This is a genomic window from Bacillus sp. es.036 (assembly GCF_002563635.1).
GTDB lineage: Bacteria > Bacillota > Bacilli > Bacillales > Guptibacillaceae > Guptibacillus.
Window position 1 is genome coordinate 369,771 of record NZ_PDIZ01000001.1, and the last position, 16,182, is coordinate 385,952.

Annotated in this window: 16 protein-coding genes and 1 pseudogene; 11 read left to right on the forward strand and 6 right to left on the reverse strand. The window is 38.6% G+C overall.

Going from position 1 to position 16,182, the window contains the following annotated elements:
- Nucleotides 1–142 precede the first annotated feature (142 nt).
- The gene (locus ATG70_RS01965; protein ID WP_098442706.1) at nucleotides 143–661 is read left to right on the forward strand and encodes a GNAT family N-acetyltransferase; all 519 of its coding nucleotides are present in this window, start codon (nucleotides 143–145) and stop codon (nucleotides 659–661) included.
- A gap of 433 nt (nucleotides 662–1,094) precedes the next feature.
- On the opposite strand, the pseudogene ATG70_RS01970 reads toward ATG70_RS01965, so the two are convergent.
- Nucleotides 1,095–1,346, reverse strand: a pseudogene (locus tag ATG70_RS01970) (IS1595 family transposase); the annotation flags it as partial.
- A gap of 596 nt (nucleotides 1,347–1,942) precedes the next feature.
- Between ATG70_RS01970 and ATG70_RS01980 the strand changes: the two are divergent.
- The 7 genes from ATG70_RS01980 (at nucleotide 1,943) to abc-f (ending at nucleotide 7,987) form a co-directional block, all read left to right on the forward strand.
- Nucleotides 1,943–2,458, forward strand: a complete 516-nt coding sequence (locus tag ATG70_RS01980; RefSeq protein ID WP_098442708.1) for a GrpB family protein — start codon at nucleotides 1,943–1,945, stop codon at nucleotides 2,456–2,458.
- Nucleotides 2,459–3,391: 933 nt separating this feature from the next.
- The gene (locus ATG70_RS01990; protein ID WP_098442710.1) at nucleotides 3,392–3,580 is read left to right on the forward strand and encodes a YjzC family protein; all 189 of its coding nucleotides are present in this window, start codon (nucleotides 3,392–3,394) and stop codon (nucleotides 3,578–3,580) included.
- Nucleotides 3,581–3,903: 323 nt separating this feature from the next.
- The gene (locus ATG70_RS02000) at nucleotides 3,904–4,062 is read left to right on the forward strand and encodes an HAD family hydrolase (protein WP_257147584.1); all 159 of its coding nucleotides are present in this window, start codon (nucleotides 3,904–3,906) and stop codon (nucleotides 4,060–4,062) included.
- 44 nt (nucleotides 4,063–4,106) lie between these two features.
- Nucleotides 4,107–4,247 carry a hypothetical protein gene (locus ATG70_RS22280; RefSeq protein ID WP_179886150.1) on the forward strand — a complete coding sequence of 47 codons (141 nt, stop codon included), beginning with the start codon at nucleotides 4,107–4,109 and terminating at the stop codon, nucleotides 4,245–4,247.
- Nucleotides 4,248–4,352: 105 nt separating this feature from the next.
- Entirely contained in the window at nucleotides 4,353–5,237 is an 885-nt protein-coding gene (locus ATG70_RS02005; protein WP_098442712.1) for a GNAT family N-acetyltransferase, read from the forward strand.
- Nucleotides 5,238–5,276: 39 nt separating this feature from the next.
- On the forward strand, nucleotides 5,277–5,753 hold the full coding sequence (locus ATG70_RS02010) for a GNAT family N-acetyltransferase (protein WP_098442713.1): 477 nt from the start codon (nucleotides 5,277–5,279) through the stop codon (nucleotides 5,751–5,753).
- 521 nt (nucleotides 5,754–6,274) lie between these two features.
- Nucleotides 6,275–7,987, forward strand: coding sequence for a ribosomal protection-like ABC-F family protein (abc-f, locus tag ATG70_RS02015; RefSeq protein WP_098442714.1), 1,713 nt, complete (start codon nucleotides 6,275–6,277; stop codon nucleotides 7,985–7,987).
- Between the two features lie 416 nt (nucleotides 7,988–8,403).
- Here the strand turns inward: abc-f and ATG70_RS02020 are convergent, their stop codons facing one another.
- Both ATG70_RS02020 and ATG70_RS02025 read right to left on the reverse strand, forming a co-directional pair.
- Nucleotides 8,404–9,153: an SDR family NAD(P)-dependent oxidoreductase gene (locus ATG70_RS02020; RefSeq protein WP_098442715.1), complete on the reverse strand. Its 750-nt coding sequence runs from the start codon at nucleotides 9,151–9,153 to the stop codon at nucleotides 8,404–8,406.
- A gap of 143 nt (nucleotides 9,154–9,296) precedes the next feature.
- Nucleotides 9,297–9,875, reverse strand: a complete 579-nt coding sequence (locus ATG70_RS02025; RefSeq protein WP_098442716.1) for a DNA-3-methyladenine glycosylase — start codon at nucleotides 9,873–9,875, stop codon at nucleotides 9,297–9,299.
- A 370-nt stretch (nucleotides 9,876–10,245) separates the two neighbouring features.
- Here ATG70_RS02025 and ATG70_RS02030 point away from each other — a divergent pair, with 370 nt between their 5' ends.
- A complete protein-coding gene (locus ATG70_RS02030; protein ID WP_142329536.1) occupies nucleotides 10,246–10,860 on the forward strand; it encodes a tubby C-terminal domain-like protein in 615 nt (204 codons plus the stop codon).
- Between the two features lie 135 nt (nucleotides 10,861–10,995).
- Nucleotides 10,996–11,268 carry a hypothetical protein gene (locus tag ATG70_RS02035; protein WP_098442718.1) on the forward strand — a complete coding sequence of 91 codons (273 nt, stop codon included), beginning with the start codon at nucleotides 10,996–10,998 and terminating at the stop codon, nucleotides 11,266–11,268.
- A 224-nt stretch (nucleotides 11,269–11,492) separates the two neighbouring features.
- Here ATG70_RS02035 and ATG70_RS02040 read toward each other — a convergent pair whose 3' ends face one another.
- Both ATG70_RS02040 and ATG70_RS02045 read right to left on the reverse strand, forming a co-directional pair.
- Nucleotides 11,493–13,028, reverse strand: coding sequence for a multicopper oxidase family protein (locus ATG70_RS02040; protein ID WP_098442719.1), 1,536 nt, complete (start codon nucleotides 13,026–13,028; stop codon nucleotides 11,493–11,495).
- 158 nt (nucleotides 13,029–13,186) lie between these two features.
- Complete coding sequence (locus tag ATG70_RS02045) at nucleotides 13,187–13,717, reverse strand: 2'-5' RNA ligase family protein (protein ID WP_098442720.1); 531 nt, start codon at nucleotides 13,715–13,717, stop codon at nucleotides 13,187–13,189.
- A gap of 240 nt (nucleotides 13,718–13,957) precedes the next feature.
- Between ATG70_RS02045 and ATG70_RS02050 the strand changes: the two genes are divergently transcribed.
- Nucleotides 13,958–15,622: an alpha/beta hydrolase gene (locus ATG70_RS02050; RefSeq protein WP_098442721.1), complete on the forward strand. Its 1,665-nt coding sequence runs from the start codon at nucleotides 13,958–13,960 to the stop codon at nucleotides 15,620–15,622.
- Nucleotides 15,623–15,728: 106 nt separating this feature from the next.
- Here ATG70_RS02050 and ATG70_RS02055 read toward each other — a convergent pair whose 3' ends face one another.
- Nucleotides 15,729–16,031 (reverse strand): hypothetical protein, encoded by a 303-nt coding sequence (locus tag ATG70_RS02055; protein WP_098442722.1) that lies wholly within the window; start codon nucleotides 16,029–16,031, stop codon nucleotides 15,729–15,731.
- Between the last annotated feature and the right edge of the window lie 151 nt (nucleotides 16,032–16,182).

Below are 16,182 nucleotides of genomic sequence, written 5' to 3' on the forward strand. Positions count from 1 at the left end.
TTATCTGTAATAAGAAAGGTTCCATTTTATGTGAAATAAAAGATTGAGTTACACCTACAATTTTGAAATAATTGGTACTAAAGAATTGGAAATGGAGATGGAAAATGGATGGATACATCAAGGGTAATGGAGATTGATAAGGTTGAATAATAAATTAATTATTGAAGAGTTTTCGGAAGCTTATCAAAAACAGGTATCTGAACTTATTTTACATATACAACAGAAGGAATATAGTATCGCAATTACTAAGGAAGACCAACCTGATTTGCTCAAAATTCCAGAGTTTTATCAGATAGGGAAGGGTAACTTTTGGTTAGCCAAATTAGAAAATGAAGTAATTGGAACAATAAGTTTGTTAGACATAGAACACAACCAAGTTGCTCTAAGGAAGATGTTTGTAAACAAAAGTTATAGAGGCTCTACATATCAAGTTTCAAAATCACTATTAAACAAAGCAGTCAATTGGGCACAGGATCACGAAATTCAAACGATATACTTGGGGACTACTCCGCAATTTCTCGCCGCACATCGGTTTTATCAAAAGAATGGATTTATAGCAGTGGATAGAAGGGAGTTACCTAGTAATTTTCCAATCGTAAAGGTAGATAAGGTGTTTTATAAGTTGGAAATAGAGGGTTCTAAAAGCTTACATTATTCCTGAAATTGTTGTCACTAGAGATATTATTCAAGTATCTCGGAGTTTATCTGTAATAAGATAGACTTCTTTTTAATTAAATGGCTATGTTAAAGTTTAATGTGATACTTCACTAAAAAATAGGAACTTCCAGTTTTATGGGAGTTCCACTGTGGTATGTTTTGCTTGTTAACAAAAGCAATAGGTTAATTAAGTGGGGATATCATTTTCTCTCAATCACTGAAGATATCCTTCATTTCATTTTTTTCTTTTTTTAATCGTTGAAAATGCCTTTCTATTCGTCTTGCTATAAAAGGCAGAAATATAACTATTAACATAAGCCAAAGCATAAAATTCCACCTTTATTTAAAAATTTCCCAGTCAAACTCCCTAATCCTTCCGTTCGTGGAGAAAAGAAATGTTAGATATTGGACTTGGTTAATCTAAGTGTATCATAAGTTTTTGTACGAACCTTACCATCAGACTTGAATTGATATATATCCATCCCTCTATCAGTAGTATAGGTTTTAAAGGCACCCCAAGAATCGGTGCACAAGACATTCTTACTGGAAAGCTTATTACCGATAGTTTTATCTAATTGCTCTTTTGTTAACCCTCCCATTCAAATTGTCTGAGAGAAGGTCATCTTAGCACGGTCTCTTGCAACTAAAACACATACTTACTCATTACTTATACCACGTCTTTTTACGGATGATCATTTTAATCCGTTAACTATATTAATAACTACGATTATTATATATGCTATTGTCATGTTCATTGTTGGACTGTTAGGATCGTTATTTACCATCTTCCAGTATCTCGGAGCTTATCTGTAATAAGATAGGCTTCTTTTAACTAGAATTAAAGATTGAGTTATACAGCTTCATTTGAAATAATTGGTATTAGAGATTTGAATAGTTATCTGGAAGACTTGAATACTAGATGTTTTAGAAATGAGATACATTTGCGGTGAAGTCTATCGTTTAAAATGGAGGTAAGTATTAATGGTGAGGCAAGGACTAGGAATATCTATGGTCATATTAGGGGCTATTGTCATGATTATAAACATTTCTTTTCTTAGGACAAATGACTATTATGATGCTATACGTGTACTATCCTTTGTCATGTTTATGGTAGGGATATTTCTGATTCCTAGATACGCAAAGGCAAAGAAAAACATATGAAATCGAATTCAGTTATAGACTTAGAAGTGAAATTTATGAAATTACCTACATAAGTATTGAAGAAGGGTTCGTGTCATAAGAACTAGAATTTAATTTAAAACTCTATTTATTGGTGGGAGTAGTCATGACAAAATCGATTGTGAATTTAATTGAATATAATACTGATTGGGAAAGTCAATTTGATTATGAGAAAAAGCGAATTATTGCTGCTATTGGTGATAAAATAGTTGGAATTGAACATATTGGAAGCACTTCAATAAAAGGATTAAAAGCTAAGCCTGTTATTGACATTTTGGTAGGGATAAAGGATTTAAATAGTACATCAGCTTTTGTGCAACCATTAAGCGAAGTAGAATTTGAATATGTTCCAAAACCAGAGTTAACAGATAGAAGATTTTTCAGAAAGGGATTATGGGGAAAGGGGACTGCTCACTTACATATTTGTAAAATACATAGTACAGAATGGGTAGAAAAAATAATGTTTCGTGATTATCTTAGAAAGCACCCTAAAATAGCTGAGGAATATGGTTTGCTAAAAAGTGAACTCGCTACTAAATACAAGTATGACAGATCAGTCTACACCCAACAAAAAGAACCATTTATTAAAGACATTATTAGAAAAGCCAGAAGAGAATTATAAAAATACTTATATGCTATTATCTCGGAGCATTTACAGAATAAAAAGTCTGCTCTTTATGTAGGTTGACTTGCAGATTTAGGACTGGAGTGAATGAATTGAGGGGTCCAAATGAGTTATCTAAAAAGAGGAGATATCAGCAAGGGTTTGCAGTTATTTATTTAGTTATCGCAATAATTTTGGCAACGGTATTATTTGATGATTATAACGTATTCATAGTGGGTGGGGTCACTATTTTGTTATATCTATTGCTACGTTTTCTCGTAGGAGTATATGTAGATAAGAAAGTGGAGTGAATACTCAATAATACAACTGAAAATTCTCCTAATGTGAAAAGGAACTCAACTACTTGTTCTACAATCTCGGAGCTATAGCGTAAAGAGGAATAAAATGTTTAAGACTAAAAAAATGAACTTAATATACGGTTTATTGTTAATAATCTTATCACTAAGATCACTAGGATATATTTTAAAAGCTGAATATGGTTTGTTAGGATTACATATTATCGTTTTTTCTTTATGTCTACCTGGAGGTATATATTACATCTATTCAACTTTATTAAATAAAGAACCAAATCCATAATCTCGGAGCAATTGCTGAATGAAAAATTAGCCATTAATGAAAATGTTCATTTCTAAATCTATCGATAAGAAATAATGTAGAAGCTGTTATAAATGAATAAGGGTGTAACCGTCAAGTAGAAACAAACAATTTTCCGCAAATAATATTAAACAGTTGTCTAGATTATTAATGAAAAGAGAAGGATCTCCTACTGTTAATTAAATGAATGAAAGACTTTAGCTATTTAGTAAAAACATTTAGCTTTTTTAAATGTGATGGTAAAAAAATACTGAATATGCTCCATTTGGTTTTGATATCGTTCTACGGGGTACATTCCTTCATGTAACACAACAACTGACAAAGGAGTTTTTAATGATGGCAGAGCGTTATAAGACTGGCGAAAAAGCACCTGAGAATGGAACGTATGAATTTGTTGGATTAGTAAACGAATCAAATGAGAACGCTAACGCGGAAGAAGAAAAAAACATTGAACTAAGCAGTGGAGAGACATTTCCTCCATCTCAATCCAACAAAGATGGGGTGTATTGGAAAAAAACAAATTAATTTTACCCCGAACCTCCGAGAATGTTGATTCGTTCTTAGAGGTTTTTTGTTATCTTAATGGTTTGGATTTGTCAGTGCAACAGGAAAAATATTTTATCATAAAGAATCCTCTACATATGGAAATGAATGTTACGATTGATGGTATGAGACGAAAGCCATTCATTCAAGAACGGTTGGAGACAAATACAAAACAGATCGACATGGGCCATTAGCTAATAAAACTCTTATCACCTTATTTATATTTCTACACATTGTAAACCGGAAAGCAAGGTTCCTTTCATTAGAGAAGTGAAACAGCTACTTTTAAAGGAGAGATTATGATTTTGGATAGCATTATTTTTGACTTAGACGGAACCATTTGGGATCCGATTGATACTGTGTTACTAGCATGGAATAGTCGTTTGAAAGAACACCCACAAGCTAATCGGGAGCTGACAAGGACTGACTTTGAAGGAACGATGGGGTTGCAAATGCACAATTAGAGGAAGTGAAGTATACAAATTTCTTATACCAAGAAGGTTTTGGGGTGTTGAAAACAGTATCTTCTATAAATGGAGAAGTAGTAGAAAAGATAATGCTAGACAAGGAAATGCTAACGGTTGTTTGGCAATCGGCTCCTGGAATCCATTTGCCAAGAAATCGATACGTTAACAGAAGAACAGATTAGAATCATGAACCATTTTAGATTAAGGATTGAACATAATCATTCTCTTCTAACAAGGTAAGACAGAGGATTTGAGTAAAAAACAAAGAAAGAGGAGAAACAAATAGAATGAAAACAATCACTCATCCATCTATCAAACTAACACCTTCATTAAATCGAGAAGACTACAAAGAAATCCTTAGATTAAAAAAATGTTGCCTTGAAAAAGAAGATGTAACGTTAAAACTAGAACTTGATTACAAACTAAATAACTCTTATAACGAAAGTATAGATCAAAACAAAATCAACGAGTTTATGTTTTATGATGATCGTACACTCATCGGCTATATGGGCATCTGTCAATTTGGTTCAGAAGCTTTAGAAGTAAATGGGATGGTTCATCCTGATTATAGGAGAATGGGAGTCTTTAAACGGTTGTTTTCACTTGTTAAAGATGACTGGGGTAAACGGGAATCGAAACAGATGCTTTTGTTGAGTGATCGAAATTCTGCTGCTGGGATTAATTTTATTAAAAGTACGGGAGCCCACTATGAAAACTCAGAATATGAGATGCATTTAATAGGTGAAGCAAGGGAAGCCGCGAAGACAAACCTTCATTTTCGAAAGGCGATTAATGAAGATGCAAAAGAAATTGAGAGACAAAATACGATATACTTTCAAATGAATTCAGAGGAAGAGTTTCCCGAGGAAGCATCATTAGGCGGGATGGATGTTTTTCTAGCTGAATGCAACCAATCAGTTATAGGTAAAGTTCATATAGAAGTTCAGAATGGCGTGGGTGGCATTTACGGGTTAGGCGTTCTCCCTGAATATCGAGGAAAAGGTTATGGCAGAGATATCCTCATGAAAGCTATACAGGAATTAAAAGAAAAACAAGCTCAACAAATTATGCTCCAAGTGGCAGTGAAGAACAAGAATGCGTTAAATCTATACCAAACGTGCGGGTTTAAAGAGACTTCTACCATGGATTATTTTAAATTGACTAAGAAGTAACGTAATCTTTTAAAGTAGGATTCAATGAAGGGGATGTGTATGACTTATAAATTTGAAGTAATGACTCAAGATCAAGCAGAAGATATTGCTTATAATTGGCACTATGAAGGGAATTATTCTTTTTACGATATGGAAGCGGATGAAGAAGATTTACAAGAATTCGTCGATCCAGAATTACGTGGGGACTCTAAGTTTGCGGTGATGAAGAATAGTGATTTAATTGGTTTCTTCAGCGTTAACAAAGTGGATAATCTAACTTATGATATTGGCTTAGGGATGCGCCCGGATCTTACGAATAAAGGGAAGGGATTGGAATTCATTAATGCTGGTTTAGATTTTATCAAAAAGAAATATAACCCTAGTAAAATAACCTTATCTGTTGCAACCTTTAACCAAAGAGCGATAAACGTTTACAGAAAGTTAGGATTTAAAGATGTTAACACGTTTATTCAGGATACGAATGGTAGTACATTTGAGTTTTTGAAAATGGAATATGAGTGCGTTAACGATCTCTGAGCTTACCTGAAATACGGTAGGTTCTTTTTCGGTGAAAGAACATTTAGCCAAAAAAATAAGAATTTAGCCAATATAATTCGTTATTGGCCAATAAAAATGAAGTTTGGCCAATATCTCATCATTTTGGCCAAGAAAGAGTGGGTCACTCGAATCATTAAGTTTAAAATCAGGCCCAATCCTCTTGTTGACATGTTTACCGTCGATGAATATACTAAATATGTAAGAAAAAGGTGGAAAGGAATGGTACTTAGCGGATGTGGAATTAATCTTATTTAAACGGGAGCAAACTCATATTTTCATAAAAAATGAGAACCTGGAAAATAGGATTAGTCTGTCCAAATAAGGATCATTCATCATGTACCTTTTTCAAATAAAATGAGACGCGGATTGCGTCTATTTGATTATTTGTTTAAGCGTTTGCATGTTATTTGATGTGGGATTAGCAGCCTCTCCAGGATTCTTGGAGAGGTTTATTTATGTTTCATAAGCCTCTCAATTAAATTTAGTAAGAGGTGACGTGCATGGCTCGAGTGATACAAGTGAAAGAACTGCAGAAAAGTTTTGGCGAACGGGAAATTTTAAGTGACGTTAGCTTTGAGATACGAAATGGTGAAAAGATTGGTTTAGTCGGCTGGAATGGTGCTGGAAAATCAACACTCGTCAATATTCTGATGAAAAGGATTGAACCAGATAAAGGTTCTGTGACTATGCCCGATCTAAACATTGGCTATTTGCCTCAATCAACAGATAATCACCTGGCTGTTGATGCTGAACTTTTCGGGGAAAGGTTACTGGAACAAAGTAAGAAGCTAGGGTTTCAGAAAGAGCGATGGGGGCAAGAGAATCTACAACATTTAAGTGGCGGCGAAAAACTGAAATTGTCTTTAGCGAAGATCTGGGCGAGTTCTCCCGAATTTTTGATCTTAGATGAACCAACGAATCACTTGGATATGCAGGGAGTTAAATGGCTTAGTGAAGAAGTGAGGAGTTATTCAGGTGCTGCCCTCATCATTTCACATGATCGCTATTTTTTAGATGAAACTGTGACAAAGATATTTGAATTGGAATCTGGAAAATTAACAATCTACGAAGGAAATTACTCGTTCTATCGAAACGAAAAACAGAGAAGATATGAACAGAAAAAGCGTGATTATGAAAAGCAGCAGCGTAAAGTTGAAATGATTGAACAGCAAATCTCCACGTTGAAAGATTGGTCAGCTAAGGGCCATCGTGAAGCGGGAAAAGGTGGATCCAATTCTGAGAATCGGCAAATGGGATTGCGGGAATTCGAACGAGCGAAGGCAAAGAAAAAGGATAACCAAATAAAATCGAAGCTGAAACGGTTAAATCTAGAGCTTAAGAAAGATGGAGTCAAAAAGCCGAAAGAAGAGAATACGGTCTCTTTTCAGTTTGAATCAGCGTCCAAACGTGGGAAACGAGTTCTCGAAGCCAAAGGAATCAAGAAGAAGTTTGGGGATCGCCTGCTTTTTGATAAAAGTCACTTTTACATCAAACATGGTGATCGGATTGGACTGATTGGCTCCAATGGGGCAGGAAAAACAACCTTTATTAAACTCCTTCTTGAGCAAGAAAAGCTTACGAAAGGTTCGCTTTGGATAAGTGAATCGACAAAAGTGGCTTACCTTTCACAAGATGTAACTGACCTACCAGGTCAAAAAACACCGTTGGACTACCTTGATTTAACGAATCGACAGCAGGAAACAAAAGCGAGAACGCTTCTGTCCAATATGGGCATTTCTCAAGAGATTCTAGGGAAACCCATTTCTCAATTGAGTCTAGGAGAACGAACGAGAATAAAGCTAATTCATATGATTTTGATGGATTATGACTTCTTAATCCTGGATGAACCGACAAACCATCTCGATTTGCCAAGCCGAGAAGAGCTAGAAAGAACGCTAAGTACGTATACAGGTACGCTGTTGATCGTTTCACACGACAGGTACTTAATTGAAAAACTGTGTACAAAATTATTAGTTATTGAAAATGGGCAAATGAAGCGGGTTGAGGTAGGCATTAAGGAATATGAGGAAAAACAAAAGAAGAAGGTGACAGGAAGCGAAAATGTAAGGGGAGAATTAGCCGTCGTTGAGACCAAAATGACAGAACTCTTAGGCAAAATCAGTTACTTTTCAGTGGGGACGGAGGAATATGAATCGATCGATAAAGAGCTAATGAAGTTGATGGATTTGAAAAGAAAATTGAATAACATATGATTCACTGTTAAGTTGGAATGATTGCGAACCACGTGAGTCTATCGATCTTCTGGTTTATCGTGCTGACGAGCATGGGGATACCATTTTTTTATTGGGGAGTAAGAGAGGTATGGCGAGGTAGTAAAGGGATTAATCGTGCTAAAGGCTATTTGGAATGTTTGTATGAAGTGGTGACACTTCAATTAAGTTCGGTCAGTCTTCATCTTTTAGTGGGAGTTGTTTTGATTATAGCAGGTGGAGTGTCACTTTTCTTTTAAAAGTGAAAATGTTTAGAAGAACATGGAGAAGGTAAAAAGAAGAGATCATTTTATTCGGATATAGTGGTTTAAGGAAATAGAGAGAACGATGAAAAACGGCCCACAAAACAGTAGGTTTTGTGGGCCGTTTTATTTAGATGTGTTACGTTTTCAGGTCGTTTACTTCGTATTCGTAAATCCGCCATCAATGCGAATCACTTCACCATTGATATACTGCGCTTTCGAAGTTAATAGAAACGTGACAAGCTCAGCGACTTCTTCAGGCGTACCAAGACGCTTCTGAGGAATACCGGCTTCTGCATTTTCTTTCATTTTCGGATTGGCGTCATAAAAGTCTTTTACCATAGGCGTTTCGGTTGGTCCAGGGGCGATTGCGTTTGCGCGCAGGCCGTCTTTCGCATATTCTGCAACGATGCTTTTCGTTAGTCCAATAATCCCGTGCTTTGTAGCAGAATACGTGACAACCGAATCCTGACCAATGACACCGGCACTTGAAGCCGTATTTACAATGGAGCCACCACCGTTTTTAATCATCACATCGGCTACATAGCGGACACCGTATAAGGCACCCATCAAGTTAATGTCGACGATCTTCTCGATTTCTTCAACCTTTGTATTTAAGTAGTATTCCCCACTACCGGAGATGCCGGCGTTGTTGAAGAAATAATCAATTGAACCAAAGGTTTCAACTGTTTTATCGACGTAATTTTTTACTTCATCTGCTTTGGATACATCAGCTTTTATGAAAAGCGCATCAACGCCAGCTTTTTTTGCTAGGTCAACCGTTTCATTACCGCCTTCTTCGTTAATGTCTACGGCAACGATAGTAACTCCTTCATCAGCTAAGCGAACCGCCGCTGCTTGTCCTAATCCACTTCCTGCACCTGTAATAATCGCGACTTTACTCATGCATCAAACCTCCTGATTAGTTGTTTATAGATCATATACTGTTGCTATAGTACTAGCTTTACCCGATGGAAAATCAAATGAAACGATTGGAGTGTAGCGCGTAAGTCACGGTTAGTATGGAAAGGTGAAATGGAAAAATTACGTTACCTTGATACGTATTTGTTTCCCCTTACCCAAAAACGCCATGGATAGTCACGCGCTTCACCGGAGTTATCAATGCCAATGCGTTTTCCTTCAGAAATGTGATCAGGCTGATAACCACTCCGAATATAAAGTGGCGCTCGGGTTAAAGCATGTCCATAATCGCCTGGATCAATTCCAAGTGCTTTTGTGAGCTTGCCAGGTCCATCTGTCCATTCCTTTTGCTTACGGCCTGGTCTTCGTTGCTCCATTAAATCAAGTCCTTTAAGCGGTTCAACGGCTCGAACGAGAACGGCTTCAGGCACACCGGTTTCAGCACTCACGACATTAAATAAACAATGGGTGTGCATGACGTAAGTATACGCATTTCCGGCAGGTCCAAACATCACTTCCGTACGTTTTGTTCGTTTGTTATTGAAACTATGGGCGGCTTGATCGGTTGCTCCTAGATATGCTTCTGTTTCAACGATATATCCCGATGCAAGCCCTTCGTCTGTTTCTTTTACTAGCTCACAGCCGAGAAGCGCTTTTGCGAGTTCGAGGGTGGGTTTTTGATAGAATTCTCTAGGTAAGATTGACATAATCGTGTCCTTTCTTAGGTTTAGTTGTTGTGTTGTTTAATGGTTTTTTCAATCTATGTATTAGTTTTCCACAAGCTTTCATTGACTAAACGAATGTATACTGTGACCGACCATCTTGCCTAACATCACAATGCACAGAGAGGAGATTCATTAACTGCTGAAACTTAAGGTAAGCCTATTCGTATAGAGTAGTGTAATAAAAATGGAATGTGGCTAATAATTAGCACTTACAGAACGTGTTCAGAAAGGGATTTTGTATTTGAATAAACTACTTTTACTATTCATCGTAGGCTTTATAGGGTTAGCCTTCCGATACTTGGTTTTAGGCAAATTTGAGTTAGACCAGCTCTTGTTGCTATTGAGCTTTCCTGTGGGAGCTATCCTAATTGTATTTATTATGAAGAGGCAACAAAATAAGGACCGTACGTTTCAGCCAGGAGTGGATGAAATACATATGGTAACGCGATTAGGTGACAGAGTTTCGGAAGTGCCTAAGCAATTGTATGACCGACAAGAACTTCTTGGGTCTTACAAGCGGTTTTATAATAGCCGCTGGAAACGAGTTGTTGCGGACATTATGGATTCGCCCGGTCGCTGGTTTCTTAATCTGGCGTTTTCGTCAGAAGATGGAAACGAAATCGTTCTTCAAGCGAAAAATGATAAGCCTCTAAGAGATACAACTGAATGGCTTATCTTGTTTAATGATAGTGAGGTAGGCAAAATTCAAATGGACTACTCTGTCAAAAATGTGGCATCGTTAAAGGAAAGTCTCTATCTTGAATATCGAAATCAAACCTATCATTATACATCATTTGGGATTGGAGCGAAGACAAAGATTAGCACAAATAACCATACGATTGCTGAAGGGGAAAGAGCTGAATTAGGAAATTCAATCTATGCGTTCGATATAGATGATACATATAAGGAAGACGCTGAGATTTTATTTATGGGATTTGTCCTATTTAACTATCATTTTAGCCAATGAGAGCGTACCCCTATGCACGGGTAGAGAATAAGGTTAGGTTAACTTCATTTGCCTCTTAGATAGCTAGTAGTCAAGTTAGCTATCAATCTGGTTATTGTTAATTAGTTATTTTATCTTGAAACTGGAGGTTATCAAATGACAGAAATTGTGGCGTTAGGCTTTGGAGTAAGTGTCTTTTATCTTATTTTTCGACTAGGTGCTCAGATGAATCGTCTTAGTATGCAAATGAAAAGAACGAATGATCATTTAGATCGAATGGCACAGCACATGGGTTTACCTGAACACCCCATCAACGAAGAATTGCGAGAGCTAGTGAGAGAAGGAAGAATGGTAGAAGCTGTTAAACGGACGAGAGAGGTATTCGGGCTATCGCTAGTGGAAGCAAAGCAATATGTAGATGGGCTTTAGCATAACGAAAATTTGTATATAGTTAGGCTAGTGCATTAGGAAAACCAGTATGGGTGTAAAAAGTTAATTCTTTCATGCTTCAAAGAGATCATTCATAGAATGATCTCTTTTGTATGAAGGAAGTGAGGGGATAGATAGAAGCTAGTTGAATCGAGATTAGGACATTTAAATCAAGATAAGATGGAAATCGAAATGAGCTACAGCAAGTCGAAAATTCGTACTAACTAATTACGTATGACGACATATGGCCTCATCATTTCATAATCTTCGTGTTCTAATAGATGACAGTGCCATACAAACAAGCCTGCATAAGGTGCAAACTTCATAATGATGCGCGTGATTTCATTTGGATTTGCCTGGACGGTATCTTTCCAACCGCATTCATTCTCTTTCGGTTTCTTACGTGGTCCCGTTGGCACAATGATCCCTTTTTGATCATATAAGTTCTTGTCAAAAGGCTGGCGATCAAGAATTTGAAAACGAATAAGATGTAGATGAATAGGGTGAGTATTATTCGTGATATTAACAAGACTCCAAATTTCCACGTCACCTAATCTAGGCTTTTCGGTGATTGGATCAGACCAGAGCTGATTGTTTAATAGATGAAGGGATCGATTGTACGAATCGTTTCTCATGTTAAGTAGAAGGTTTCGTTGATTGTTTGCCTGGTGCTCGTTCATTGTCTCAAACTTTCCCAAGGAGCCTGGTATGACACTTTTCTCTTCATGAGAGAGTTCTTCTTTTACGCGAAATTGCATAATAACCCCGGTGGTTTTAGAATTCGGCAACTTTCCATTTGGATAGGATGAGGGAGCATCATTGGTTAAGGTGATCACCTCTCCACTAGAACGACTGAAGTCCACCACGACGTCCACACGTTCTGCAGGAGCGACCAAAACGCGGGTGACAGGCACCGGACGTGGTAATAACCCTTGATCTGTACCAATTTGAGTGAAAGGAACGCCGTTTGAAAGAGCGAGACGGTAGAATCGAGCATTTGCGCCATTCAGAATGCGAAACCGATACTTGCGGGGTTCCACTTCTAAATAGGGCCATACCTTTCCATTTACAAGGTTCACCTTTCCAAAAAACTCTCCAATAACAGAGGGCGAGACACCTGGTACAGGGGGGTTAGGCTCTGAGGGATAATACAAAGAACCATCTTGATGAAACGAGCGATCTTGAATAATGAGCGGAAGATCAAACGGACCGTTCGGTAAACCGATTGATCGTTCTTCCTCATCATGAATGATATACATTCCGGCAAGTCCGGCATAGATATTCAAGCGGGTGATCCCCATTGCATGATCGTGATACCAGAGGTTCGTTGCAGCTTGACGATTCGGATATTCATAAACAGGGTTGGTGAAAAAGGGACCGCGTTGCTGAAACCCCTTTGTAAACCAAGCTTCTGGATAGCCATCGCTCGTATCAGGTGTAGAGCCTCCATGAAGATGTACGACTGTACGAACGTCCGGGACATCTACACTAGCCCCATGAACGGTGTGATCAATCGGAAGGAAATGCCTGGTGGGAAGGTCGTTTTTCCAGAGAACACGAATAGGCTGATCTCGAAAGACGTGAAATGTTGGACCGGGAAATATCCCGTTATATCCCCAAATCCGAGTTGGTGGCAAATCTCGATGAAGCTTTTGCATGGTTTCTCTCATTGTCACTTCGTAGAAGGGGATGCCATTGGTGGTTTTAAGTGGTTGAATGGTCGGGATGATGGGGAGTCGATCCACAAACTTTTCGAGCATGTGTGGCACTCCTTTCATTACGGTGCTTTTGTTATCTTATGTTTGGGTGAGAGGATCTATTTTTTAATTTGTTTCGCGTGTGAGGGTGAGAACAGAAAAAAACCCCCTCCTTTTCAAATGGAACAGGGAGGGGGCGGCTAGGTCTATGTAGCGCACATTCAGCCAAGAGGGATTTGAAGTAGTGGTTCGTAACGTTTGCTGTCAGGGCTTAACTCGTAAACTTGCACAGATTTTACTAGAAAAGTAGGATACGGTGTTAGCTCTTTTTCGGCAGCATGCGCCATATCGCTTAGCGCCTCTTTCGTTAAACCGTGCTGTTCTTTTCCAAGCGTTAGGTGAGCAACAAAGTTATCGAGCTCAAAATATTGGTTGATGAGTTTTGGGGGAGGAGAAATTGCTCTTACAATCGCTTCGTGTAAGGGATACAGTTCATCAGATAGAACGCTTAAGTAAAGGATGTTATCCCCAAAATAGTTCGGCTTGGCTAGCGTGATCGGGAACGGCTGCGTTCTTTTACAAACGGTTTTTACTTTTACGATCCATTCTTTATCTGGTGTTAATCCGCCTTGTGCTTTGAGAGTAATATGCGGTTCGACGATAAGGAACTCTAACCATTTATGTTGGAAGTACTTGAACTTTTTTTGATAGTCCGGTGGTGGGGTGATACCGATGAAGTACTGTGAGGGCATAGAGATTCAGTCCTTTTGATAGATTTTAATCGTGAGTACCGTTTGATTACGTGTATGTGCTTCTTATGCTGTTATCGCTGTTTAATTATAGTTATTATAACAAAATTTGGATTGAGAGAGTGTTTGACTGGTTGTAGTGCTCGAACATAGGGTATTATTGCTATATCTTGCCACTTTGCAAATATCGACAGCATTCGCCCTAAATCGGGTGGTGACAGGCACTTACAAGGGGGTTCTATCATGTCTTCAGAACTTGAATCAAATATGGAACGCGAAAAGAAGTCGCCATTATTTAAGAAATTCATCTTACAATCTTTCTACTGGGAAGCCATTCAACTTCTTGCAGGGATAAATCTGCTCTTTAGTTTATTTTATCTCTCATTTCGAAATACAAGTCCGATCTGGAATGTGTTTGGGGTTTTGTTTCTTGTCATGATTGTGATGAGCATCTTAGGCGTGCTCAGGCAACACAAATTAAGCATTGCGAGTGCACTGTATTTGATGTTTATTCCTTTTTCAATCATTTTGATCGGCTTGATGAATTTTCAGCTATCAAATCAGTATCCAGGTGAAACAAGCATTCTACCGATTCTTATCCCTAGTTTGTTCCTACTGGTTCATGTAGTTACCTTGATTTTTGCTTGGAGAATGGACAAGCAACGAAAAGAGGGAGTGAACAGTATCCCCCGCTGGTTTTCTGAGCTATTGGTATGGGGGAATATCGTTGTATTAATCGTTGGACTCTTCACAAGCTCACTGATTCTCTTTCGTTACGAAAACGGCGGCTATGGGCCTTACGTGAACCAGCTCGCCTTGTTTTACGCTTTCGTTTTCTTAGCAAGTACCGTACTCGTTTTACAGGGAAGCAAGTCGTGGATAAGACCACGTCCAACGTTGCGGAGGATCTTGATGATCGGTGGGTTTGCCATTACTTTCGTTCATTTCTTACCGCTTCTCTCTGTCCCGATTATGATCAGTCAGGCAGAAGAACAGGTAGAAGAGGCGTTTAGTCAATGGGATTCAACGTCATTCCATTCGTCTGAATTTCAACAAACGCCATTTTCGCTTCCTGCTTATTTTCTTGGCATTCCACCTGCAGATGTGGAAGGGGAAAAGGATGTGCTGTTTTATGAAGGGACTGAAGGTGTGGACGATGGCGTTGAGCTTCGCTTTGATTCCTTTCTTCCAAAAGAAAAGGATGGTAAGCTCCCTGTCTTAATTCGTATTCATGGCGGATCATGGGCAAATGGAGATAAAGGTGATGCGAACGTCATGCAGCAAAATACGTATTTTGCTGAACAAGGGTATGCGGTATTTGATATTCAGTATGGGCTCACAACCCTAAGTTCCTATGGATTAAGCAGCAATGTTCCTGACCATGTGAGGGGACCATTTTCAATTGATGATCAAGTTCGTCATATTGGTCTTTTTACGCAGTATTTAGCGGAGCATGCAGAAGAACATGAGCTGGATCTTTCCACAACGTTTATTTCAGGTGGATCAGCCGGCGGTCATTTGGCGACGGCTAGTGCTCTTGCGATGACAGAGGGGAAGTACGGTGAATGGTTCTCGGAGGAAATCAACGTGAAAGCTCTGATTCCCTACTATCCAGCGAACAAAGGGCCAGCGCTCGGCGGTATTCCTGGTACGGAGGAACTTCTCTGGCCAGAACAGCTCGTTAGCGAAGAGAGTCCACCAGCGCTACTTTTTCACGGTACGCATGATACGTACGTTGGCTATGAAACGGCGGCATCGTTTAAAGAAACGTATGCAGAGAACGATAATAAAAAAGCCGCTGTGATTTATATGCCGTTTGGAAACCATGGCAGTGATTTTTACTTTGCAGGGTATTACAGCCAGACATTTACGTATTATATGGAGAGGTTTATGGCGTTGTATCGGTGAGTGCTTCGTGATTTTGGAAATATAATAAAAAAAGAACCAGGTATCCCTAAAGAGTGAGGGAAGTGCCTGGTTTTCTTTGTAAGTGGATTTACATCGGTTTCTAAGATTAAACGAGACTAATGCCTATCCAGATAAAGTAAGCGATTACAGAAATGTTGAATAGCGTAAAGAGTAATCCGATCGTCGCCCATCCTTTTTTCTCATCGCTCGTTCGGTAGACAACAAATGCGAATAAAATAGACAGTACACAGCCCGCTAGAATAACAAACATAATGGATATAGCAGCCGATTCACCGGAGCGAGAAGATACCGGATCAATCAGAAACATAGCGAGTGTTGTTAGAACACTGATGATATTGAATAAAACCGTTCTCCACGTTGTTCTCTTTGAGCGGTAGGTGTAAAACATGTTGTTCTCCTTTCTAGCCTGTAGAGTAGCCTGTCTATCATTATAGTGGAGTTAAAAGGCGAGCACAAACAGACGAGTGAAAGTAGTTCGAGGAAGGAGAAAAAAGAATTAACGTATTCGACAAATTCCGACTGAAACCGGGTGGTGACAG